At 42.0% G+C, this 22847-nt stretch carries 24 protein-coding genes and 1 riboswitch; of the genes, 17 read left to right on the forward strand and 7 right to left on the reverse strand.

What is annotated here, in order from left to right; translation table 11 throughout:
* The first annotated feature begins 4 nt into the window (after positions 1–4).
* Genes NST39_RS01245 through NST39_RS01265 form a run of 5 tightly spaced genes read left to right on the forward strand, consistent with a single transcriptional unit; the run spans position 5 to position 3207 of the window.
* Positions 5–358 carry a rhodanese-like domain-containing protein gene (locus NST39_RS01245; protein WP_113768620.1) on the forward strand — a complete coding sequence of 118 codons (354 nt, stop codon included), beginning with the start codon at positions 5–7 and terminating at the stop codon, positions 356–358.
* Positions 359–405: 47 nt separating this feature from the next.
* A complete protein-coding gene (locus tag NST39_RS01250) occupies positions 406–966 on the forward strand; it encodes a sulfurtransferase TusA family protein (RefSeq protein ID WP_341026563.1) in 561 nt (186 codons plus the stop codon).
* 14 nt (positions 967–980) lie between these two features.
* Positions 981–2108 carry an MBL fold metallo-hydrolase gene (locus NST39_RS01255; RefSeq protein WP_113768622.1) on the forward strand — a complete coding sequence of 376 codons (1128 nt, stop codon included), beginning with the start codon at positions 981–983 and terminating at the stop codon, positions 2106–2108.
* A 33-nt stretch (positions 2109–2141) separates the two neighbouring features.
* On the forward strand, positions 2142–2372 hold the full coding sequence (locus NST39_RS01260) for a sulfurtransferase TusA family protein (RefSeq protein ID WP_003216954.1): 231 nt from the start codon (positions 2142–2144) through the stop codon (positions 2370–2372).
* A gap of 58 nt (positions 2373–2430) precedes the next feature.
* The gene (locus NST39_RS01265; protein ID WP_113768623.1) at positions 2431–3207 is read left to right on the forward strand and encodes a sulfite exporter TauE/SafE family protein; all 777 of its coding nucleotides are present in this window, start codon (positions 2431–2433) and stop codon (positions 3205–3207) included.
* 51 nt (positions 3208–3258) lie between these two features.
* On the opposite strand, the gene NST39_RS01270 is transcribed toward NST39_RS01265, so the two are convergent.
* Both NST39_RS01270 and proS read right to left on the reverse strand, forming a co-directional pair.
* Positions 3259–3435: a hypothetical protein gene (locus tag NST39_RS01270; protein ID WP_167331440.1), complete on the reverse strand. Its 177-nt coding sequence runs from the start codon at positions 3433–3435 to the stop codon at positions 3259–3261.
* Positions 3436–3578: 143 nt separating this feature from the next.
* A complete protein-coding gene (gene proS, locus NST39_RS01275) occupies positions 3579–5012 on the reverse strand; it encodes a proline--tRNA ligase (RefSeq protein WP_113768624.1) in 1434 nt (477 codons plus the stop codon).
* 394 nt (positions 5013–5406) lie between these two features.
* A riboswitch (purine riboswitch) is annotated at positions 5407–5506 on the forward strand.
* 77 nt (positions 5507–5583) lie between these two features.
* On the opposite strand from proS, the gene NST39_RS01280 reads away from it, so the two are divergent.
* Complete coding sequence (locus NST39_RS01280) at positions 5584–6756, forward strand: MFS transporter (protein WP_003217034.1); 1173 nt, start codon at positions 5584–5586, stop codon at positions 6754–6756.
* Positions 6757–6798: 42 nt separating this feature from the next.
* Here the strand turns inward: NST39_RS01280 and NST39_RS01285 are convergent, their stop codons facing one another.
* On the reverse strand, positions 6799–7566 hold the full coding sequence (locus tag NST39_RS01285) for a GNAT family N-acetyltransferase (RefSeq protein WP_065098833.1): 768 nt from the start codon (positions 7564–7566) through the stop codon (positions 6799–6801).
* Positions 7567–7782: 216 nt separating this feature from the next.
* Here NST39_RS01285 and NST39_RS01290 point away from each other — a divergent pair, with 216 nt between their 5' ends.
* The 5 genes from NST39_RS01290 to NST39_RS01310 all read left to right on the forward strand — a co-directional run bounded on the left by NST39_RS01290 (position 7783) and on the right by NST39_RS01310 (position 10410).
* Entirely contained in the window at positions 7783–8241 is a 459-nt protein-coding gene (locus NST39_RS01290; protein ID WP_044139189.1) for a MarR family transcriptional regulator, read from the forward strand.
* A gap of 111 nt (positions 8242–8352) precedes the next feature.
* The gene (locus tag NST39_RS01295; protein WP_217013224.1) at positions 8353–8598 is read left to right on the forward strand and encodes a hypothetical protein; all 246 of its coding nucleotides are present in this window, start codon (positions 8353–8355) and stop codon (positions 8596–8598) included.
* The gene (locus NST39_RS01300; RefSeq protein ID WP_341026577.1) at positions 8595–9056 is read left to right on the forward strand and encodes a DUF523 domain-containing protein; all 462 of its coding nucleotides are present in this window, start codon (positions 8595–8597) and stop codon (positions 9054–9056) included. Before NST39_RS01295 ends, NST39_RS01300 begins: the two co-directional genes overlap by 4 nt.
* A gap of 94 nt (positions 9057–9150) precedes the next feature.
* Positions 9151–9501: a DUF5301 domain-containing protein gene (locus tag NST39_RS01305; RefSeq protein ID WP_341026579.1), complete on the forward strand. Its 351-nt coding sequence runs from the start codon at positions 9151–9153 to the stop codon at positions 9499–9501.
* Between the two features lie 81 nt (positions 9502–9582).
* Positions 9583–10410 carry an aldo/keto reductase gene (locus tag NST39_RS01310; RefSeq protein WP_341026583.1) on the forward strand — a complete coding sequence of 276 codons (828 nt, stop codon included), beginning with the start codon at positions 9583–9585 and terminating at the stop codon, positions 10408–10410.
* Between the two features lie 50 nt (positions 10411–10460).
* Here NST39_RS01310 and NST39_RS01315 read toward each other — a convergent pair whose 3' ends face one another.
* The gene (locus NST39_RS01315) at positions 10461–11534 is read right to left on the reverse strand and encodes an iron-containing alcohol dehydrogenase family protein (RefSeq protein ID WP_065098834.1); all 1074 of its coding nucleotides are present in this window, start codon (positions 11532–11534) and stop codon (positions 10461–10463) included.
* Between the two features lie 189 nt (positions 11535–11723).
* Between NST39_RS01315 and trhO the strand changes: the two genes are divergently transcribed.
* Together trhO and NST39_RS01325 are read left to right on the forward strand one after the other, a co-directional pair.
* Positions 11724–12692 carry an oxygen-dependent tRNA uridine(34) hydroxylase TrhO gene (gene trhO / locus NST39_RS01320; RefSeq protein WP_126741729.1) on the forward strand — a complete coding sequence of 323 codons (969 nt, stop codon included), beginning with the start codon at positions 11724–11726 and terminating at the stop codon, positions 12690–12692.
* Between the two features lie 343 nt (positions 12693–13035).
* Entirely contained in the window at positions 13036–14655 is a 1620-nt protein-coding gene (locus tag NST39_RS01325) for an APC family permease (protein ID WP_106066569.1), read from the forward strand.
* Positions 14656–14689: 34 nt separating this feature from the next.
* Here NST39_RS01325 and NST39_RS01330 read toward each other — a convergent pair whose 3' ends face one another.
* Complete coding sequence (locus tag NST39_RS01330) at positions 14690–14890, reverse strand: hypothetical protein (RefSeq protein ID WP_268454156.1); 201 nt, start codon at positions 14888–14890, stop codon at positions 14690–14692.
* 185 nt (positions 14891–15075) lie between these two features.
* Here NST39_RS01330 and licT point away from each other — a divergent pair, with 185 nt between their 5' ends.
* The 3 genes from licT to NST39_RS01345 all read left to right on the forward strand — a co-directional run bounded on the left by licT (position 15076) and on the right by NST39_RS01345 (position 19446).
* Positions 15076–15912, forward strand: coding sequence for a BglG family transcription antiterminator LicT (licT, locus tag NST39_RS01335; protein WP_034664343.1), 837 nt, complete (start codon positions 15076–15078; stop codon positions 15910–15912).
* Between the two features lie 233 nt (positions 15913–16145).
* Positions 16146–18005, forward strand: a complete 1860-nt coding sequence (locus NST39_RS01340) for a beta-glucoside-specific PTS transporter subunit IIABC (protein WP_283924109.1) — start codon at positions 16146–16148, stop codon at positions 18003–18005.
* A gap of 19 nt (positions 18006–18024) precedes the next feature.
* Positions 18025–19446, forward strand: a complete 1422-nt coding sequence (locus tag NST39_RS01345; RefSeq protein ID WP_341026590.1) for a glycoside hydrolase family 1 protein — start codon at positions 18025–18027, stop codon at positions 19444–19446.
* A 62-nt stretch (positions 19447–19508) separates the two neighbouring features.
* Here NST39_RS01345 and NST39_RS01350 read toward each other — a convergent pair.
* Positions 19509–20659, reverse strand: a protein-coding gene (locus NST39_RS01350; protein WP_341026593.1) for an IS3 family transposase whose coding sequence is annotated in 2 segments (ribosomal slippage) — positions 19509–20386 and positions 20386–20659 — 1152 coding nt in all. Because the reading frame shifts where the segments join, the coding sequence is not laid out codon by codon here.
* A gap of 676 nt (positions 20660–21335) precedes the next feature.
* Here NST39_RS01350 and NST39_RS01355 point away from each other — a divergent pair.
* Positions 21336–22073, forward strand: coding sequence for a hypothetical protein (locus tag NST39_RS01355; protein ID WP_341026596.1), 738 nt, complete (start codon positions 21336–21338; stop codon positions 22071–22073).
* A gap of 15 nt (positions 22074–22088) precedes the next feature.
* Here NST39_RS01355 and NST39_RS01360 read toward each other — a convergent pair whose 3' ends face one another.
* Positions 22089–22430: a hypothetical protein gene (locus NST39_RS01360; RefSeq protein WP_341026598.1), complete on the reverse strand. Its 342-nt coding sequence runs from the start codon at positions 22428–22430 to the stop codon at positions 22089–22091.
* Positions 22431–22847: the final 417 nt, after the last annotated feature.

The raw sequence follows: 22847 nt of genomic DNA on the forward strand, positions 1-22847 counted from the left end.
CAGGATGGTACAAACGATTTTACTCATCATGGTGATTGGGTTAATCGTGAGCCGCTTTCTGCCGGTTCGAGGTGTGAAGCAAATGGATGCAGCTCATATGAAAAAGAAGCTGAAAAGCAAAGGTCAACAGCTCATTGATGTACGCTCTCCTAGTGAATTTCAAACAAATCATATCAATGGCTTTCAAAACATCCCGTTGTCTCATTTGAAGAAACGAGCTTCTCAGCTTGAGAAAAATGAAGAGGTTTATGTGATATGTCAAAGCGGGATGAGAAGTATGCAGGCGGCGAAAATATTGAAGAAGCAAGGATTTACTCAGATTACAAACATCAAGGGTGGCATGAATACTTGGCATTAAATGCGCAATAAAATATACCCCCACCCCTATATGAAGGAGGATAAGACATGCAGCAACCAACTGTCATTTTAGATGCAAAAGGATTGGCATGCCCGATGCCGATTGTGAAAACAAAAAAACAAATGAATGAGCTTTTACCAGGAGACGTACTGGAAGTGCAAGCTACCGATAAAGGATCAGCAGCGGATCTAGCGGCATGGTCAAAAAGTGCCGGTCACGAATTTTTAGGAACAACAGTAGAAGGTCAGGTGCTTCATCATTTGATTCGTAAGGGCGGAGAACAAGAGAAAGAAGGGAAGTCCATGATTTCGGAAATGTCTTTGGAGACTTTTCAACAGAAAGTAAAAGAAGATCCATCTTTGTTTATTTTAGATGTGCGAGAGCTTGATGAATACGAGGCGGGGCATATTCCAGGAGCTGTTCATATTCCTCTTGGTGAGGTTGAACAACGTGCAGAGGAATTGAGCCGAGAGACGGACATTTACCTGATCTGTCATTCAGGCAGAAGAAGTGAATTAGTTGCGCAAAAGTTAAAAGAAAAAGGATTTCATCAATTGATGAATATCGTGCCAGGCATGAATAGCTGGACAGGAGCGATTGAAAAATAGGAGCTGAATGAAACATGACAGTAACAGCGATGAACGCAGAGCAGTTAACAAAAAAGATCGTGAGCAAGGAACCGCTCTTTTTGCTAGATGTGCGAAATCAAACGGATGTTCAGGATTGGAAGATCGAAGGGGAAGCAATCGTTCATATGAATGTGCCTTATTTTGATCTCCTTGAAGGAGTAGAGGGCATTTTGCATGACATTCCTCATGATCGTGAAGTGTTGGTGGTTTGTGCCAAGGAAGGCTCCTCTATCATGGTCGCGGAGATGCTGTCAGAGGCGGGTAGAACGGTCCATTATTTAGAAGGCGGCATGAAGGCGTGGAGTGAGCATCTAGAGCCAGTGAAGATCGGTGATTTAAGCGGCGGTGGAGGGCTGTATCAATTTGTGCGAATGGGCAAGGGATGTCTGTCTTATATGATCATGTCGAATGGAGAAGCCGCAATTGTAGATGCAGCTAGAATGACGGATGTTTATATTCGTTTTGCTAAAAAGCATCATGTCTCTATAACGCAAGTGTTGGATACTCATCTTCATGCAGATCATATTTCTGGCGGGAAAAAACTGGCTGAACAGACTGGTGCCAACTACTGGCTGCCGCCAAAAGATGCAGAAGAAGTGATCTTTGAGTATCACCGACTTGAAGAAGGGCAGCGCATCACGATAGGAGCGGCTACCATTGACATTCATCCCCTTTACTCACCGGGGCATACGATTGGGTCAACATCCTTTATCGTGGATCATCAATATCTTCTTTCAGGTGATATTTTGTTCGTTGATTCGATTGGAAGACCTGACCTCGCTGGAATGGCGGAGGACTGGGTAGGTGATTTGAGAGAAACACTCTATGACCGATATAGAGCACTTTCGAAAGAATTCATTGTTTTGCCAGCGCATTTCATGATCATGGATGAAGTCAATGAAGACGGAAGCGTTTGGAAGGAGCTAGGCGTTCTATTTGAAGAAAATCATGGACTGAATATTGAAGATGATGACGTATTTAGACAAATGGTCACGAAGAATCTGCCTGCACAGCCAAACGCCTATCAAGACATTCGTCAAACCAATATGGGGAAGCTGAGTCCAGATGATGAAGCGAAGCGTGAAATGGAAATTGGTCCAAACCGTTGTGCGATTCGGTAATGTCCAATAAAATAAGAAGAGAGGAACAATCAAATGACATCAGATCAAATATTAGACGTCACAGGGCTTGCATGCCCAATGCCGATTATTCGGACGAAGAAAAAAATGAATGACTTGACGGAGGGTCAAGTGTTAGAAATACATGCAACAGATAAAGGGGCTAAAGCTGACTTAGCAGCATGGGCGAAGTCAAGCGGACATGAATTGATCACGCAGACGGATGAAGGAGATGTGCTGAAGTTCTGGGTGAGAAAAGGGTCCTAAAGGATGTAGGGGTATCTGCTGAAGATCCCCTTTTCCTTTTGCAAAGGAGGAGACCAGCGTGGATTTTGCGTTTTTGATTACACTTTTTATCATCGGATGTATTGGTTCCTTCTTATCAGGAATGGTGGGGATCGGGGGATCTGTGATCAACTATCCTATGCTGCTTTATATCCCGCCACTGGTCGGTGTGATGGCACTATCGGCACATGAGGTATCAGGAATTGGCGCCATTCAAGTGCTTTTTTCGACGCTCGGTGGTGTACTGGCGTATCGGAAAAGTGGATTTTTACATCGCTCGTTGATTTTATATATGGGAAGCAGTATATTGGCAGGCAGCTTATTAGGCAGTTATATATCACACTTCATGCCGGAGAAAGGGATGAATCTCGTCTATGGATTGCTCGCCATTGTAGCCGTTATCCTCATGCTGATTCCGAAAAAAGGGCAGCGTGCAGACGCAGAGGGAGAAGTGACTTTTCATAAAGGGCTGGCCGCTGGTATTGCCTTTGTGATCGGCAGTGTTTCAGGGGTTTTAGGCGCAGGAGGAGCATTTATCTTGGTGCCGGTGATGCTGTCTATTTTAAAAATTCCTGTACGGATGACCATTGCGTCGTCACTTGCGATTACGTTTCTTTCTGCCATCGGTGCATCTACTGGAAAGGTATTGACGGGTCAAGTCATGCTCCTTCCTGCTGTTGTGTTAATGGCGGCAAGTTTGATTGCCGCTCCGATTGGTGCAAAGGTCGGTCAGAAAATCAATGCCGTCTACTTGCAATGGCTACTTGCCGTGATGATTACAGCGACAGCGATAAAAATTTGGCTGGATCTATTTTGAAGAAAAAACCAACAGAGAAAGCAGCAGCTGCTTCACACGTGTTGGTCTTTTTTATTTGACGTCATCGTGCTCGATATACGTTTCAAGTGCTGGGTGGTACTCTTTTTGATAATGAAGGTTGGGGCATGTTTTCACGACTTTGCCTTGCAGGGCATTGGACTTAGAGACTTCTAATGCTGTTTTACATTTTGGGCAACGTTCGGCAAATAGTGAGGGCCAGCGCTTCATACATCACCACTCCAGTTAAAGTCTTAAAAACCGATTATATTAATATGAATTATAGGGGATCGTGTAGGTGAGGTCAATGGGTGTTTGGATCTTTTTAACAAAAAGGAAGCATCATGAAGGATGCTTCTTTTTCGTTTCTATTCTCAATAAGCTTTTGCCCAGAAAACCATATCAGATGCAGGTTTTCCGCAGCAGACACATGTGTCTGAAACAGATTCCTGTTCAAATGGGATACAGCGTGAGGTCGCCCCTGTTCTTTCTTTAATGTCGTTCTCACAGGCTTCGTCACCACACCACATGGCTTTAATCAATCGGTTTTCTTCTGAAAGAATGTGCTCAATGTCTTCGATGGTGTGAGCTTTTGATGTTTTTTCATGTAATCGTTCTTTCGCCTTTTCGTACATCGTCCGTTGAATATCTTCAAGCGTGGATGTGATGGTTTGTTCAAGTGCATCTAATGTGACAGCTTGCTTTTCACCAGTGTCTCGTCTTGCGAGCATCACCTGTCCTTTTTCGATGTCCTTTGGTCCTACTTCGACACGTAGAGGGATGCCCTGCATTTCACATTCGTTGAACTTCCAGCCTGGCTGTTTATCGCTTGCATCAATGTCAGCACGTGCGATGCGGGTGAGTCGATCTTTCAACTCGTAGGCATGATCGAGTACACCTTCTTTATGAGAGGCGATTGGCACGATTCGCACTTGGGTTGGCGCAATGTTTGGCGGAAGGACGAGTCCTCTGTCATCGCCGTGCACCATGATCATGGCACCGATGATTCTTGTGGTGAAGCCCCAAGAGGTTTGCTGGACATGCTCTAGCTTTCCTTCGCGGTTTAAGAATTCAATGCCAAATGCTTTGGCAAAGCCGTTTCCAAAGAAGTGAGAAGTGGCCGTTTGCAGCGCTTTTCCATCATGCATCAGGCTTTCAACCGTATAGGTGAAGCGGGCACCAGCGAATTTTTCCTTCTCTGTTTTTCTCCCTTTAATGACAGGAATGGCAAGGAGCTCTTCGCAAAGAGAAGCGTAGATGTGAAGCATTCTTTCTGTCTCCTCAATCGCTTCTTGCTCCGTCTCATGGCATGTGTGTCCTTCCTGCCATAGGAATTCAAGCGTTCTAAGGAATGGACGTGTGGTCTTTTCCCAGCGGACGACATTCGCCCATTGGTTATAAAGCTTCGGTAAATCACGGTAGGAATGAATGATGTTTTTGTAATGCTCAGCGAACAGTACTTCAGAGGTCGGTCTGACGCAGAGCCTTTCCTGTAATTCGGATTCACCGCCATGTGTGACCCACGCCACTTCAGGAGCGAAGCCTTCGATATGGTCTTTTTCCTGCTGCAGCAGACTTTCTGGGATAAAGAGCGGCATATACACATTCTCATGCCCTGTTTCTTTGATTTGGCGGTCCAGTTCGTCCCGAATATTCTCCCAAATTTTAAAGCCGTATGGCTGAATGATCATACTGCCTCTGACGCTTGAATAATCGACGAGGCGCGCCTTTGTGACAACATCTGTATACCACTGGGCAAAGTCGTCTTCCATGCTTGTGATTTTTTCAACAAATTGTTTCTTTGACATTGCATATTCCTCCTTTTAAAAAACAAAAAAGCTGTGCTTTAAGTTAGGGACCATTCCTGGTGGTACCACCCTAATTTAAAGCACAGCTTTACACTCGACCATGATAACGGTATGAACCGCTGTATGAAACAGAACTAAATCGGCAGGTTCACTTGAAGATGTCAGTAGGAACTTCTCAGCACCGTTCCCTCTCTGTTAAAGGTCAATTCAAGCTACTATTCCAGATCTACGTTGATCAATGTTCGTTGATTTTTCATCAGTTTACCTGTAAATGCAGGAGAAAGCAAGTTGTACTGGGGTTTCTTTTCATGCTGTTCAGAGTGCTTTGTTTGATCGTGAATTTGCAGTCATTTCCTATTTTTATAGCTTGCCAGTTATGTAAGCATATGCTACTATATTTGAAGAAAAATAGACTTGTATAACCTCAATAATATGGTTTGAGGGTTTCTACCAGGATCCGATAAATCCTGATTACAAAAGCGTGCTTTCCTTTTTTGTAATCAGGGTTTTTTTGTTTGTCTTCACCCTGTATCAAAAGTGAAAGCGATGATATAGAGAAGGGATGTTAGACATGAACTGGAGAGTATATTTATTAGCCGTTTCTACTTTTGCGGTTGGATTAGTTGAGCTTGTGGTCGGAGGCATTTTGCCAAGCCTTGCAGAGGATTTGAATGTATCTCTTGCGACAGCTGGGCAGCTTATCACCGTATTTGCCATTGTGTATGCCATTTCAGCACCTGTGCTGCTGACTGCCACAGCTAAAATTGAACGAAAGCGTCTTTATTTAATCGCGTTATTGGTGTTTACAATAGGGAATGTATTCACATATTTTAGTTCGACCTTTGCCCTTGTCATGATCTCTAGGGTATTGATCGCAATGAGTACAGCGCTAGTGGTGGTGTTGTCACTGACGATCACTGCTAAGTTGGTGGAACCAGCGCATCGTGCGAAGGCATTAGGGCTGATTTTTATTGGGATTAGTTCTTCACTTGTTCTCGGTGTACCGATCGGTATTTTTATTACAGAGAGCTTTGGCTGGAGAGTGATGTTTTTAGGAATCAGTATTTTATCAGCGATATCGATGGTGCTAATTTATTTCCTATTGGAGAAAATGCCTGTTGAAAAAGTGACACCTCTTAGAGAGCAAATTCGTGCTTTAGGGCATCCGAAAATTTTTAGTGCACATTTGATCAGTTTGTTTATGCTTGCAGGTCATTATATGCTTTATTCTTATTTCACTCCGTTTTTAATGGAAGTTCTGCATATGACCCCGTTCTGGATTAGTATTTGTTATTTGGTCTTCGGGCTTGCATCTATTGGCGGGAATGGGTTAGGCGGCTGGCTTAGTGACAAGCTGGGTTCAGGGAAAGCCATTTTGCTGGTGACAATCGCGTTTGCGGTTGTGTTGTTTATCATTCCTTATACAGCGGGTGTGTTTGTCCTCTTTATGATCATGGTTGTCCTATGGGGAGCGCTTAGCTGGGCATTAACGCCTGCCTTGCAGAGCTATTTGATTCAAACAGATCCTGTGACGTCTGATATTCAGCAAAGCTTAAATACATCGGCCTTGCAAATTGGTATCTCAATTGGATCAGCGGTTGGCGGTGTCCTATTTACGATGACCGGTTCATCTGTTGATCTGGCGAAGTTCGGTGCAGTGTTTGTGCTGATTGCGTTTAGCTGTGCGGTGATTTCGTTGAAAAGACCACCACTTTATATGGATCGTCAGCATCGTGCTGAATAGCTGCCTATGAAGCTGCCTATGATAGGCAGCTTTTTTTATGTTCTATTCAAAAACAACCATTTCGCCGATTGGTTGAAAGCCGGCACGTTGGTAAATATTTTTGCCGTCAGCTGATGCTTGTAACAGGACGCATTTTTGTTTGTTCTCTGTCTGTGTCAGAAGATAATGAAACATGTCACTGCCAAGTCCCTTTCCGCGGTGCTCTGCCCTTGTGATGACATCATAAATACCGTAGCTATCGGTTGCTTCGAGTAATAAGCCTGTTGTGACCGGCTTGTGGTCTGCATATCCGACGAACATGCGAGCGCGTGAGTGTATAGCTTCAAGCGAAAAACGCTGGAAATAGTTATCTAAGGCGATGGCCTCCGGTGACTCTTTGAATAGCTCGATAAAGATATTTTTGTAATCAAGTAGTGTCTGCTCATCGAATACTTCTTTGATTGTAAGCGATGAAGGTGTGAATGGGTCCATGTCTTCTGTCTGCTCAAGCATCATGATGGTATTACGTTCAACCTCTTCAAGCTGATATTCCTTTAGTAAATCAGTCCAATCAGGATGAAGTAAGCGGTGATCCACCCACGTACTGAATGATTGTTTCTGTGATTGCAAGTGTTCGATGGTCGTTTTTACTTTTTGCGGATCTTTGATTTGCGCTGATGTCGGTAATAGCAAATTGAATGTGTCTGTCGATATGTGAGTATTGGATAGTACGAAATCGTCCGTTGCGAGGAAGGTTCCGTTCACAGCTGAAGAAAACAGGCGTATTTTTTCTTCTAACTGGCGAATGGCGATTTTTTGTTCGGTTTTCATTAGCTCACCTTTTTCATCAAAAATTGGATGACATCCCCTATGAATGATAGCAAATAAAAGAAAGAGGAGATGGGACATCATAGGTCATCTAGTAGAAAAGTACATACACCATTTTCAGGTCTGATGGCCTGTTCTTTTTATCACACTGACATTTCTTTTGACTCCTATCTTAATTATTAGTACCATTTTATTAACCAGTTAAGAGTGGAGGTTCAGATGGAGACTAAAGAGCAGATTGTATTAAAAGCGATTCAAGATCTGATGATTCATAGAGAAAAGAGAAGGAATGATCCAACAGATCCACTGATTACCACGACTGATACACTCAAGCAAGATTGGACACTCACACAGCTTCACATTTTATCAATGATTCAAGCCAATCCAAACGAATCAAATAATACATTTCTTTCTCAACAACTGAAACTATCAAAGCCCGCTATTACAAAAGCTGTGAAAAAACTAATCGATAAAGGCATGGTGGACTATTGCCACCGGCAAGGGGATAAAAAATCTGTCTACTATTCATTGACAGAGAAAGGCACGCAATTGGCGGCACTGCATGATGAATTACATGAGAAAGCTGTCGCGTCCTACTTAGAATTTCTCCAGCAGTTTCATGAAGATGAATTACAAGTGATTGAGCGCTTTTTGAAGGCATGGAAAGAAAAAATATAGATTTAAAAAACCGAAACCATCGTAGAAAATGAGATGATTTCGGTTTTTTATATGGTAAAATTAACATATATTGACGTTATTCGTGGTTTTGTTGAAAGGGAGGGAGTTTCTTTGGGGAAAGAAATGATGGAAAATTTTAAAAAGTCCGCAACCATCATGCCGTTCGTGGGATTGTTTGTCAGCTTGCTATTATTTGTTTACTTTTTTGGCATCACAGGAGTTGAAGAACCTGTTTGGGCGTCTGCTTTGTATTGTGCCTTGCCCTTTTTAGGGTACACGATCTTCTATCTGCCTGTATGTATTTATTTTAAAGTTAGTAAAAAACGTTCAATCCATAAAAATGAGGAACATTCATGATTGTGGTCAGCTCTTGTCTTGCTGGGTTGAAGGTCCGGTATAATGGCAGCCATCGATTAGATCAGCGAATCGAAGAGCTTGTGCAGGAAGGAAAGGCTGTGGCAGTTTGTCCTGAACTGCTTGGCGGCTTCTCTACGCCTAGACCTCCCGCAGAAATCATTGACGGAGATGGACATGATGTTTTACGGGGGCAGGCTGCTGTTGTTGATGTGCATGGAACTGATGTCACAGAGATGTATGTCAAAGGTGCGAAAGCGACGCTGGAACAGGTTCAGTCTCTGAAAGCAACAGCGGTTGTGCTAAAAGAGTACAGCCCTTCTTGCGGGAGTCGGATGATTTATCTGGGAGATTTTAACGGTAAGACAAAAGCGGGAGATGGTGTGACGTCCGCCTTGCTGAAACAGCACGGGATTGAAGTGTTCTCTGAGGAGGAGGATTGGATGTCGTTGTTTCAATAGGTGTGGCGAATAGAAGGAGGAGTTAGGTTGAAAAAGTGGATCATTGGTGTAGTTGTAGTAGTTTTAATAGGAATTGGTATTTATTTTATGATCAATGCCAAAACATACTCAATTCGATGATGTGGTCTCGATTGATCAAAATAAGGTGACTTCGATTCAAATTGAGCATGATGATAAACGTGTTGTTTTTGACAAGAAAGAAGACATTCAAAAGCTGTTGAAGGAACTTTCAGATGTGACATTAAAGAAAACCAATGAAGCCACAAAAACCACAAAAGATTCTTATTGGATCAGGGTGTATGAGAATAAGAAGGAAACATACGGTCTGACTTTCTATGATCAGGCATTTTTAATGACATATGATTTTTCTAAAAAGAAAGATCAAACAAGCGAATACCAAATCGTTGACGCCAATCAAGTCGATATAGGACAATATATCAAATAACACCAGCGAAAATTCATGCATGATCAATCAAAAATTTGGGTATAGTCCTTGGTAAGCAAAAATGAAGCGGAGGTTTGTTTGATGAGTGGATTAACAGATACAGTCACATTAGCAAACGGAGTAAAAATGCCGAAGCTAGGCTTCGGTGTATGGCAAGTAAAAGATGGGGATGAGGCTGTAAATGCAGTCACAGACGCTCTTGAAGCGGGCTACCGCAGCATTGATACAGCAGCTGCCTATCAAAATGAAGAAGGGGTAGGCAAAGCCATTCAGCAATCAGGCATCTCTCGCGATGAGCTGTTTATTACGACAAAGGTGTGGAATCGTGATCAAGGCTATGAATCAACACTTGAAGCCTTTGAAACAAGTATGAACAAGCTAGGGTTAGATGTATTAGACCTTTATTTAATTCATTGGCCAGTTGAAGGTAAATATAAAGATACTTGGAAAGCACTAGAGAAGCTGTATAAGGATGGACGCGTTCGAGCCATCGGTGTGTGTAACTTCCATCAGCACCATCTAGATGATCTATTAGAAGAAGCAGAAGTTGTGCCAATGGTTAATCAAATCGAGCTGCATCCCAAGCTGACGCAGGAGCCTTTACGAGACTACTGCAAGGAGAAAGGGATTCATGTAGAAGCGTGGTCACCATTAGGCAGCGGGAAGCTGCTGAACCATCCTGTTCTTCAGGATATTGCGAAAAAACATGACAAATCCGTGGCTCAAGTCATTCTTCGCTGGGACTTGCAGCATGGTATTATCACCATTCCAAAATCTGTGACGAAGAGTCGAATCATCGAAAACACACAAGTCTTCGATTTCGAGCTGTCCGCACATGAGATGGAAGTCATCGATCAGCTCAATGAAGATGAGCGCACAGGTCCAGATCCAGATAACTTTGATTTTTAATCGAAAGGAAAGCACAGGTGGGATGCCTGTGCTTTTCTTATTGAACGATTTTATGAGGCTGATACGTTTTCAATGACTTGAATGGCGCCGACAATTTGCTCTTTGGAATACTCTCCAATCAGGCAAAAGGTTTCGTCTGCACGTGCAGCATGGCTTGCCACTGTTTCTGCGGCTTCTTCCAGCTGAGCTGTGATGCCAAGCTCACGCATATTTCTAGGTAATCCGAGTGTTTCATAAAGCTCAAGTAATTCTTCTACTTCGCTCATTCGATTTTCTGCGGCAAGCTGAACAAGAATGCCATAAGCCACTTTTTGACCATGTAACATATGGTGCGTTTCCTCAATAAACGTCAATCCGTTATGGATGGCGTGGGCTCCTGCCATTCTTCCGTAGCGTCCTCCGTAGCCGCCGACCGTGCCAGCTAATGTAATAATGGTATCCGTTACATCTGCAAATGCTTGCGAAAGCTGACCCGTTTGCAAGCTGTGGATAGCTTCTTCGCTATGGGAAACAAGAATATCCCTCACGTATACCGCCTGTTTTAGTGCTGCATGCACCATGAGCGGCAAGGAATCCTTTGCATTTCGAATAATGGCTTCCGCTTCATACCATTTGGCCAGCGTATCTCCAATCCCACTTTGAAGGTAGGAAAGAGGAGACGAGAGCAAAAATGTATGATCAATGAGCGTGAGGTAGCTGGACCGTTTATGGTAATCGACTCTCATGAAATTCCCCTTGTCATCATAAATGACGCTAAGCGGTGTAGATGCAGCACATGTCCCCGGGATGGTTGGAACCATGATCACTTCAATTTGAAGAGCTTCTGCTACTGACTTGGCGGTGTCTAAAATCGTGCCGCCTCCAATCCCAATCACCACATCTGCCTCTTTCAGTTCTTCTGCAATTCGAGTGATTGCATTGGGTGAACTGTATCCTTGGTGCTGAACAACAGGCCAATATGGCGGAAGCTTTGTATACTGTGAAAAAGCATGAAATGAATCATATCCCGTCACGACAGCGGGCGACTGGAAGGATGGAGAAACAAGTGAATCGAGTTCATGATAAATGCCTTTTTGAGAAATAAATTGGTTTGGACCGCTTCTGACGATATCTTCTGGCTGGATCATTGCGTTCTGCTCCTTTACAACATCATATTTCATAAATCATCTCATTTTACTGAAAGTTCTGTCAAATATGAGAAGAAAGACCCTTCCGTTTTATGGAATTGAGCCGCTGTCATTGCCTTTAGGTATGTATTTCCTGTATGATAAAGAACGGTATGTTCTCATTAAATTTAAGAGGTGTTTATATATATGGAAAAACAATATCGTGTCTTACTTTACTATCAATATGTCCCCATTGAGGATCCAGAGACGTTTACAGCAGAGCATCTAGCATTCTGTAAGGAGCTTGGTTTGTTAGGCCGTATCCTTGTTTCATCAGAAGGTATAAACGGAACGGTTTCAGGAACTCTTGAGCAAACGGACAAGTACATGCAAGCCTTAAAAGAAGATCCGCGCTTTGCGTCTATGCCGATCAAAATTGATGAAACAGAAGGTCATGCGTTTAAAAAAATGCACGTCCGCCATCGGAATGAACTAGTGAATCTGAGCCTTGAAGATGACGTGAATCCGTTAGAACTAACAGGTAAACATCTTAGCCCGGTCGAGTTTTACGAGCAAATGCAATCACCTGATACCGTTGTGATAGATGCACGTAATGATTACGAGTTTGATGTCGGCCACTTTAGAGGGGCAGTTCGTCCTGATATTGAGACATTCCGCGAATTACCGGAGTGGATTCGTGACAATAAAGAGATTCTTGAAGGGAAAAAAATCCTGACGTATTGCACAGGCGGCGTACGCTGTGAGAAATTCTCTGGCTGGTTAAAGCGTGAAGGCTTTGAAGATGTCTCTCAGCTTGACGGCGGAATAGTCACGTATGGAAAAGATCCAGAAGTTCAAGGGAAGCTTTGGGATGGTCAATGCTATGTGTTTGATACTCGCTTAACAGTGCCCGTGAATCAAACAGAGCATGTGGTTGTCGGAAAAGATTTCTTCACTGGTGAGCCTTGCGAGCGTTATGTGAACTGTGCAAACCCTGCATGTAACCGTAAAATGATTGCAACAGAAGAAAGCGAGCATAAGTATATGCGCAGCTGCAGCCATGAATGTCGTACGAGTGAACGTAACCTTTATGTGAAACAGCACAACCTGTCTGAAGAAGAAGTGCAAGAAAGACTAGCTGTGATTGAACAAGAACAAGCAATCTCACAAGGATAGAGGGAAACCCCCTTTATCCTTTTTTCTATACATGATAGGGCTCAGAAGAAAGAGGGGTTCATTTCCTCTTTCTTTTTTGTTTTGTTTTTTTCAAAATAAGGGTAAAGGTAGTTATTCAGTCTAATAGATTGAAGCATTGAAAAAGCGCTTTCTTAAGAAATAAGCATGTTCGACTATTTCAGAAAATGGAGAATTGAGAGATAATAAAACAGGCGAAAAAATGAACAAGGGTAAAGATTTAGTTGAAGAAATATTTGTCAATTGAATGAAAAGTGAGCTGCAATGAAAGAAAGGTGCTTACTTGGGCACATGCTTTGTAATTTAATCGAAAGGTGTTATGAACATGAATCATTTACATCGTAGAATGGGAACTTTCGCTTTAATGATGGTAGGTCTTGGCTCAATCATTGGTTCAGGATGGCTATTCGGTGCTTGGCGTGCCGCTCAAATTGCAGGTCCTGCTGCTATTTTATCCTGGTTGATTGGGATGGTTGTGATTTTATTTATCGCTTTGTCTTATAGTGAACTCGGATCGATGTTTCCAGAGGCAGGGGGAATGGTGAAATATACGCAATATTCACACGGCTCTTTTATCGGGTTTATTGCCGCTTGGGCAAACTGGATCGCAATTGTCTCCGTCATTCCGGTTGAGGCGGTGGCTTCTGTCCAGTATATGAGTTCATGGCCTTGGGAATGGGCAAAGTGGACAAGCCATTTGGTCACAAAAGGGGTGTTGACGACAGAAGGGCTCATGGTCGCCAGTGTGCTTCTTGTGATTTACTTTCTGCTCAATTATTGGACAGTAGGGTTATTTTCAAAAGCCAATACATTCATTACCGTGTTTAAAATTGTCATTCCAGGATTAACAATTGGTGCGCTCTTATTCGTAGGTTTTCATAGTGAGAATTTTACTTCTGGAACAAGTATTGCCCCTAACGGCTGGGCGAGTGTGCTGACAGCTGTTGCGACATCAGGAATTGTGTTTGCCTTCAATGGCTTCCAAAGCCCGATTAATATGGCGGGTGAGGCGAAAAATCCAGGCCGTTCAATTCCGATTGCTATTGTTGGATCCATTTTGATTGCGACTGTGATTTATGTTCTTTTACAAATCGCCTTTATCGGTGCTGTCGATCCGTCCATGATTGTGAATGGATGGGGACATTTGAATTTTAACTCGCCATTTGCTGACCTTGCCATTGCGCTTGGGATTAACTGGCTGGTTCTGATTTTATATGCAGATGCGTTTGTATCACCTTCTGGTACAGGCATTACGTATACGGCGACGACATCCCGTATGATTTATGGAATGGAAAAAAACAAATACATGCCAAGTGTACTTGGTCGTCTGCACCCTATTTATGGCGTGCCTCGTCCAGCGATGTTTTTTAACTTAGCCGTATCGTTTATCTTTCTGTTTTTGTTTAGAGGCTGGGGTGTACTTGCGGAAATCATTTCTGTTGCGACACTTATTTCTTATTTGACAGGCCCAGTGACTGTCATGACACTGAGAAAGACAGGGACAGATTTATATCGTCCCCTTCGAATAAAAGGACTCAGCATTATTGCTCCTCTCGGTTTTGTCTTTGCGTCATTGACGCTGTATTGGGCGAGATGGCCGTTAACAGGTCAGGTGCTATTCATTATTCTCATCGGTCTTCCGATCTATTTTTATTATCAAGCAAAAGCGAAGTGGAAAGGCTTCGGCCGCAACTTCAAGGCGGGTGCTTGGATGGTCGTGTACTTACTTGTGATGATGACGATTTCCTGCCTTGGCAGTGACAAATTCGGCGGCTATAACGTCATTCATTATGGCTGGGACATGGCTCTTATTACAGTGGTTGCTCTGCTATTTTATATGTGGGCACTCAAAAGTGGATTTGAAACAGAATTTCTAGAGGATGCGAAAAAAATCAATGATGAGCTGCGTACTTCTTCGCAAGAAGCCGCATCATCCAAAGAATAAAGGAACGGCTGCCTGAATATTACGGGCAGCCGTTTTATTTTGATAAATGATGCATCACATGCTGCCTCAGCCAAGTGGTGACACCGCGCAAAACGGCTGCTGTGACAAATGAGATGAGCATATACTTCCAAAGCTGATTCATGCCTTGTCCACTAAGCCAAAACACGATTCCTAGAAAAACGAGTGTGAATACAAGCATGAAAAGAAATGATGCAGACCAGAAAAAAGCCTTCACTGAAGGTCACCTCCTCGGAGTATTGTATGCAGGCAATTGAAGGATCAGACCAGCTATGACGGGGGAGAATGATGGTGAAATCTATTGCAAAAGTCAGATAAAAACACCAAGTGATTTGACAGTTATGTTAAGATGAGAGCATATTTTGAGAGAAGATTGTGGTTCATAGACGGAGGTGTTTGGGGTTGCAGATACAAAAAGTTCTAAACAATAATGTCATTAGTGTGATAGATGAACAAGGGAAAGAAATCGTCGTCATGGGGAGAGGTATCGCGTTCAAGCGGCGACCCGGGGACCCGGTAGACGAGTCGTTAATCGATAAAGTCTTTCGACTAGAGGATCATTCCGTTCATGAGCGGATGAAAATGCTGCTTCTGGAAGTTCCGTATGATGTGGTCAAGGTAACCGAAGAAATGATTCAATATGCACATACAAAGCTGAACCGAAGATTAAACGAAAGTCTGCATGTATCACTCGCAGACCATATTCATTACGCCATCGAACGATTGAAGAAAAATCACCTCATTGAGAATTCGCTCATTTGGGAGATTAAACGCTTATACAAAGATGAATTTCTTGTGGCAAAGGACTGCCTTGAGATGATTGAAGAGCGTCTACATATTGAATTGCCTGAGGATGAAGCAGGCTTTATTGCTATGCATATCATTAATGCAGAGCTCAATGAGGACATGAATACAACGGTCAATATCACAAAAGAAGTAAACGCCATTCTCACCATTGTGAAATATCATCTCAATATGGAATTTGATGAAGATTCGCTCAACTTTTATCGTTTTCTCACGCATTTACGCTTTTTCGTCCAGCGTCTGATGAACGAAACAATGCTTGTCAGCGAAGATCATGACTTGTATCAGCTTATCAAGGTAAAATATCCGAAGGCATACGAATGTGCAAAGAAAATCGCAGAATATGTCTATCAAACCTATCACCGAGATCTCACATCAGAGGAGATGCTGTATCTATCTATTCATTTGAATCGATTGATCAAACGAGAAAAATAAAGGTAGTTTTAAAAGAAAGCGTTGACATAAGAAAAGCAGAGTGGTACTATTTGCTCATAAACATAAAAGAATACGGTTTCACAATGATCGTCTTAGAGGATTGTGACTGTTCGGCAGGCAAAACCTAAACGTTCACTGAAAAAGCGCAATAGCAGTTGCGACTATTTTTGGTGCCCGTTTAGGTTTTTATTTTGCCCAAAAACGTATTTTTTTGAAAAAAAGGGGGTTTTTGTATGAGTTATCGTCAATTAGCAGAAGACATTATCAAACTCATTGGCACAGAGAAAAACGTTCATTCACTGGTCCATTGCGCTACAAGACTTCGCTTCACATTAAATGACCGATCAAAAGCAGACAAAGCAGCCATTGAAAAATTAAATGGCGTTGTAACTGTTATGGAAAGCGGCGGCCAATTTCAAGTAGTCATTGGCAATACTGTACCAGAGGTTTATCGAGAGATTGGGGAGTTTACAAATCTATTAGAGGAGTCCACTTCTTCATCTGCAAAATCAGGTGGAGAGAGCACGAGTCTTTTCGGAAAATTCGTCGACATTGTCTCTGGTATTTTCACACCACTTCTCGGTGTCATGGCAGGTGCTGGTATTTTAAAAGGTCTATTAGGGATCTGTATCAATGCAAAATGGTTATCACCTGAAGATACGTCGTATCAAATTTTATTTGCTGCGTCTGACAGCTTGTTCTACTTCCTGCCATTACTGCTCGCATTCACTTCGGCGAGGAAGTTTAAAGCGAATCCATTTGTCGCTGTGACGATTGCTGGTGCACTCATTTACCCAACCATTCAAGAGTTGTCAAAAGGCGGCGGAGATGTGACCTTCTTCGGTATTCCGGTCGTCTTAATGTCTTATACATCAACGGTTATTCCAATCATTTTGGCAGTGTTTGTCATGGGATATATCGAACGTTTCTTTAACAAAGTCATTCATGAAAGTGTCAAAAACTTTATTACTCCACTGATTTTACTTGTCACGGTTGTTCCACTGACACTCATTGTATTCGGACCATTTGGTGTGTATGCAGGGAACGGCATTGCCGCTGTCTTGCTGAAAGTATTCTCCTTTAGTCCTACACTTGCAGGTGCTTTAATTGCGATGGCATGGCAGGTTCTTGTGATCTTCGGTATCCACTGGGGTCTAGTGCCAGTGATTTTAAATAATATTGCCGTCCATGGAAAAGATCATATCAAGCCGGCGACTGCGCCAGCTGTATTTTCACAAGCCGGTGCTTCCATTGGTGTTATGCTGAAAACAAAGAATAAAAAGCTGAAATCATTGGCTGGATCGACAGCGGTTTCTGCCGTGTTTGGGATCACAGAGCCAGCTGTATATGGGGTCACGCTTCGTTTGAAAAAACCATTTATTGCTGCCGTTATCTCTGCTGGAGTCGGCGGTGCGATCATCGGTTATTCACAAAGTATTGCGATTGCGTCAGGACTTCCAAGTTTACTGACACTTCCGATTTTCTACGGACAAGGGTTTACAGGGTTCATCATCGGAATCTCGGTATCGTTTGTTCTATCCATCGTCTTGACTTACTTGATTGGATTTAAGGATCCAGTAGATGAAGATGAAACGCCAGCACCGGTTGCCGCACCAACAATGGAAAACGAACATGGGGTCAAAGCAGCTCATGTGAAAAGTCCTTTAAAGGGTGAGGTGATCAAGCTAGAGGAAGTACAGGATAAGGCATTCTCATCTGGTGCACTAGGAAAGGGCGCAGCCATCATTCCATCAGAAGGCAAGCTGTTTGCACCAGTATCAGGAGTTGTGACAACGGTGTTCCCAACAGGACATGCGTACGGTCTTACTTCTGAAAGCGGAGCAGAAGTGCTCATTCACATTGGACTTGATACCGTACAATTAGGCGGTCAGCATTTTACCCCGAAGGTCGTACAGGGGCAAACCATCACTGAGGGCGAATTGCTTGCGGAGTTTGATATTGAAGCCATCCAAGCTTCCGGCCTGTCCGTCACAACACCAGTGATTATTACCAATTCAGGTGAGTTTAGCGATATCATAGAAACAGAAGAAAAACAAATCACACCAGGACAATCATTTTTACATCTCGTTTAATCAAGAGGAGGAAGAAACTATGAGATATTCAACACTAGCACCATTTCCAAAGGACTTTTTCTGGGGCGGATCTACTTCCGCCTATCAAGTAGAAGGTGCGTGGAACGAGGATGGCAAAGGACCATCTGTCATTGATATGAGAGCAAGTTACCCTGAAGGAACAACAGATTTTAAAGTCGCAAGCGATCACTATCACCGCTATAAAGAGGATGTGAAGATGTTTGCAGAAATGGGTTTGAAGGCTTATCGCTTCTCTATTGCATGGACACGGATCATTCCAAATGGAGATGGGGAGATCAATCAAAAGGGGATTGAATTCTATCATTCTCTCATCGATGAACTGCGCCGCTATGATATTGAACCAATCGTGACGATGTATCATTTTGATCTGCCTCATGCACTTCAAGTAAAAGGCGGTTGGTCAAATCGTGCGACAGTAGATGCGTTTGAACGGTATGCAAAGGTTCTATTTCAGGAGTATGGTCAGAAGGTAAACTATTGGCTGACCATTAATGAACAAAACATGATGATCTTACATGGATCTGCGCTCGGTACACTTGATCCAAATTTAGAAAATCCGAAAAAAGAACTGTATCAGCAGAACCATCATATGCTCGTCGCTCAGGCGAAAGCCATGACGCTTTGTCATCAAATGTTGCCCGAAGCGAAAATTGGACCAGCGCCAAACATCGCGCTCATTTATCCGGCTTCTCCAAAGCCTGAGGATGTGCTTGCTGCGGCGAATTACAATGCGATCCGCAACTGGCTTTATCTTGATATGGCAGTCTTCGGCCGTTATAACAACCTTGCGTGGGCATACATGAAGGAAAAAGACATTCTTCCTGTCATCGAAGAGGGAGATATGGATATTTTGAAAAGTGCGAAGCCGGACTTCATTGCCTTTAACTACTACACCTCTCAAACGGTTGAAGCGAGTAAAGGAGATGGCAAGGATGAATTTGCACGCGGCGGAGATCAGCATTTGAAATCTGGTGAAGACGGTGTATACAAAGGTGGCAACAACCCGTTCCTAAGTAAAAATGCGTTTGGTTGGGAGATTGACCCTGTCGGCTTCCGATCAACGATGCGTGAGATTTACGACCGTTATCAGCTGCCTCTTATTATCACGGAAAACGGATTGGGTGCTTTCGACAAATTAGAAGAAGATGGATCGATTCAAGATGATTATCGAATTGACTATTTAGAAAAGCATATCGAACAAATCAAATGGGCGATCACAGACGGCGTCGAGGTCTTCGGATACTGCCCGTGGTCTGCAATCGATTTAATCAGCACACACCAAGGATGCTCCAAGCGCTACGGATTCATCTACGTCAACCGCGACGAATTTGACCTAAAAGACCTGAAGAGAATTCGTAAAAAGAGCTCTTACTGGTATGAAACCTTGATTCAGCAAAATGGAGAGAACATCGGGAAATAACGATAAAAAAGCCAATCACCTTGGGACTGACCCCCGTTTTTAAGACAGGGATCAAAACACCTTTATACAGCCAATTGCCGATAGTTTATCGGTGATTGGTTGTTTAGTTTCGTTTGAATACGAATGTTGTTATAATAATAAATGTATTCTTTGACAGTGCGTTCTACGATGCTGGTCGTAGTGCGGTCAATCCTGTTAAGATAGAACGTTTCAGACTTTAGTGAGGAATGAAACGATTCGATGGAGGCATTATCAGCGGGCGTCCCTTTACGGGACATGCTCATGGTAATGCCTTTTATATGAACAGCTTTCTGATACTCGTAAGATGTATACACAGAACCTTGATCGCTATGTAACACGCAATTCTCAGGCAGTGCTGGGAGCTGATTAAGTGTGTTTAAGATAAAGTCTGTGTCCTGCTTATCACCAATCGTAAAAGCAATCACTTCTCCATTATATAAATCCAATATACTGGAAAGGTACAATTGTTTCTGTCCATAAGGCAAATACGTGATGTCCGTTACTAGTTTTTCAAGAGGGCGATCAGACTGAAAGTTCCGATCCAGTATATTACCGGCCACGGCATAGGGCTGCCCATTCTTCTTACGCTTTTTCATTTTAACCCGGCATTGCCACTGGTTTTTCTGCATGATACGTTGAACAGTTTTATGGTTAATATGCATTCTCCTTTTTAGTATGGCTGTGATTTTTCGATAACCATATCGATATTTGTGCTTTCGGCACAACGTGCCGATCTGTTTCTCTAGTTGTCTTTTAGAATGATTCTGAGTCAGATTCTTTTTCCATCTATAATACGAAGCGCGTGAGACGCCTAAATGGACACAGATGTCCAGTACCGTCATCGTTTTGTGAAATTCTTCTACCAGTTTGATTGACGTTTCCTTATCAACTTCCTTTCCAATTCGTTGTACTTTTTTAAAACTTCATTCTGTTGACTCAAATAGCGATTTTCTGCCTGCAGTCTCTCTAATTCGGAAGAGTACTCGGGACCCTTTCCATAGGTATATTGTTTTCCAACAGGCTGTTCGAACCGGTGTGTATCCCCAGCCTTATGCCACCTCACCCATGTCTGAACCTGCGTCTTATTCTTGATATTCAATTTCTGCATGATCTCTTTCATAGGTACGCCTGCCAATCTCATTTCTACAGCCTTCTGTTTGACTTCAACCGGATAACTCACTCTTGTCCCCATAGAAAAAACACCTCCATGTTTTATTTCGGATCACAACGATCCATTTTCAAACTTGAAGGTGTTTTTTATTTGTCTCATCTTATGGGGTCAGTCCCCCTTATGCGGGCGGTTGGCTTTTCTTCGTTCACTCTATTGGCAAGATGATATTGTTCAAGTTGTTTTAAAAAGATAGCCTGATTTTAACAGCCTAATAAACTACTTTCTTTTATAATCCAAAGAAATTTTGCTGTTTCGAATGCTACATCAGGTGGAAGGCTTGCCTGTATAAAAATTGCGCTACTTTGTAAAAACCTGATTTCACTTTCTTTGCATATTTCTTGTCTATTACTTTCGATAAAGGGTTTTTCTAAATATGTGCCTGACTTGTGAAGAGCCTGAACAGCAAGTTTTTTTGCTATTGTAGTGACGATATTTTTAGTTTGATTAGTTTGGGCTTCTTTAGATTGTGGTGGGAATATCGTGCACCATTGTTTAGGAACATATGCATTTCGGCTTGTGTCATTTGTCTACCACAGAAATTTTCATCAAAACGAAGTTCTAAAAAATAAAAAATGATTGCGGACACCGCAACCAAAAAAGTAATTTTCTTAAATCTATCTTAAATACATTGATAGACTCATTTTGATTTGATAACCTTAATTTTGGAATTTAATACAAAAGGAGGAATATAAACAAAATGTTCAAAAAAACACTCTTAATCCTAATTACCCTAGCTCTTGTCATATCAATATGGTCTCCATTTTCATCAGAAGCATCAGCAGAAGCACACTCTATCAATTCACAAGAATTAAAAGCGTTAGTAACACCGACGGTTCTACAAAATGAACAAGCTAACAAAGAATTAGACGAACTTGAAATGAAAATGGGGGAATACATAGAAAACCTTCCATTTACAGAAAAAGAATTTGAAAACATGACAGAGTCAGAACAAAATAAAGTGATCGATCAATATTTCAACAATGAAGAATTTTTAGCTTTAGAAAACCGAATGAAACAACTTGACTCCAAAAGTAGTCAGAGTGAAATCACAACACAAGCACTACCAATATTCTTCGTACCAATTGCAATGACCGTAGGAAGAGTTGCTTTATGGGCCATAAGATCAAAAGGCGCAAAAGTTGCACTGAAGTATTTGAAAAACAGAATAAAAGGTTTTGGGAAGAACTATCATATCGATTGGTATGTAAAAAATAGAAAAGGAAAAGTCGAGAGTCTTGTAAAAGTGTTCCATAAAAAAGGAAAAAAGAAAATACGAGTATTTGCAGTTGATAACGGAGTCATACCACTAAAACCAGGATCATCAAACTGGTACTGGCATTTTCATGTAGCTCCAAAAATTCATATACACCATGCTCTGAGAGCATCAGTACCAAGTAAACACAAAGCTGTAAAAGGTAGAACAATACTCCACTAAAAAAGAAAAGCCCTATTAGGAGGGCTTTTCTTTTTTAGCATCGTAATCTTTAATAATTTCAATTGGATCAATTGCATCATCATCTTGTACATATTGCTCTACATAAGGAGTCATCAACTTCTCAAACTTATTTTCATCATCTACTAAAGCAATACAAGTTTCATATCCTTCAAAATCAGATGGGTATAAATTTGCAACAGCACTACCAGTTTTTAAAGCCTGATCTATCGCATTTTTTAATTCCAATAGACCTTTCCTGTTTCCTAAAATCAATGCTTCTCTATGATGAGTTTCTTGAGCATATATATTACACATCTCTAAAACATCATCATCATCATCATCCACTTGAATAGACATACAAAAAGCACCTCCAAAGTAAAATTTAGTTAATTATATAATTATTGATGCCAACATGCCAAGACCTCAAACGTCTCATTGGCTACTTTATCCTCATCTTCTTCAATCCTGCTCAGAGATTCTTCCTAGGCATCAATACGCTATTTCCAAAACTGTCACCAACATTTTTTTGCCCTTTTTTCCTTCTGCTCCGTTGTCGCAATTAATTTTTTAGTTTCTTGTTTCTCTTATGGCTTCTAATAGCTTTTTATCTCTTTTAATAAGACTGCTTTGTATGTATTCTTGCTATTTTTTCAACTTGCTGGAGTTTACAAATCACATCTTACTCTCTACTATCATTATACCCCGAATGTAATCTCATTTATAGACTGTTTTCCGCCCAGGTCAGGCCGTATACTGTTATACGCAAGTCAAAAA

It is taken from the genome of Bacillus sp. FSL W8-0645 (genome assembly GCF_038007905.1).
Taxonomy (GTDB): domain Bacteria; phylum Bacillota; class Bacilli; order Bacillales; family Bacillaceae; genus Bacillus; species Bacillus pumilus.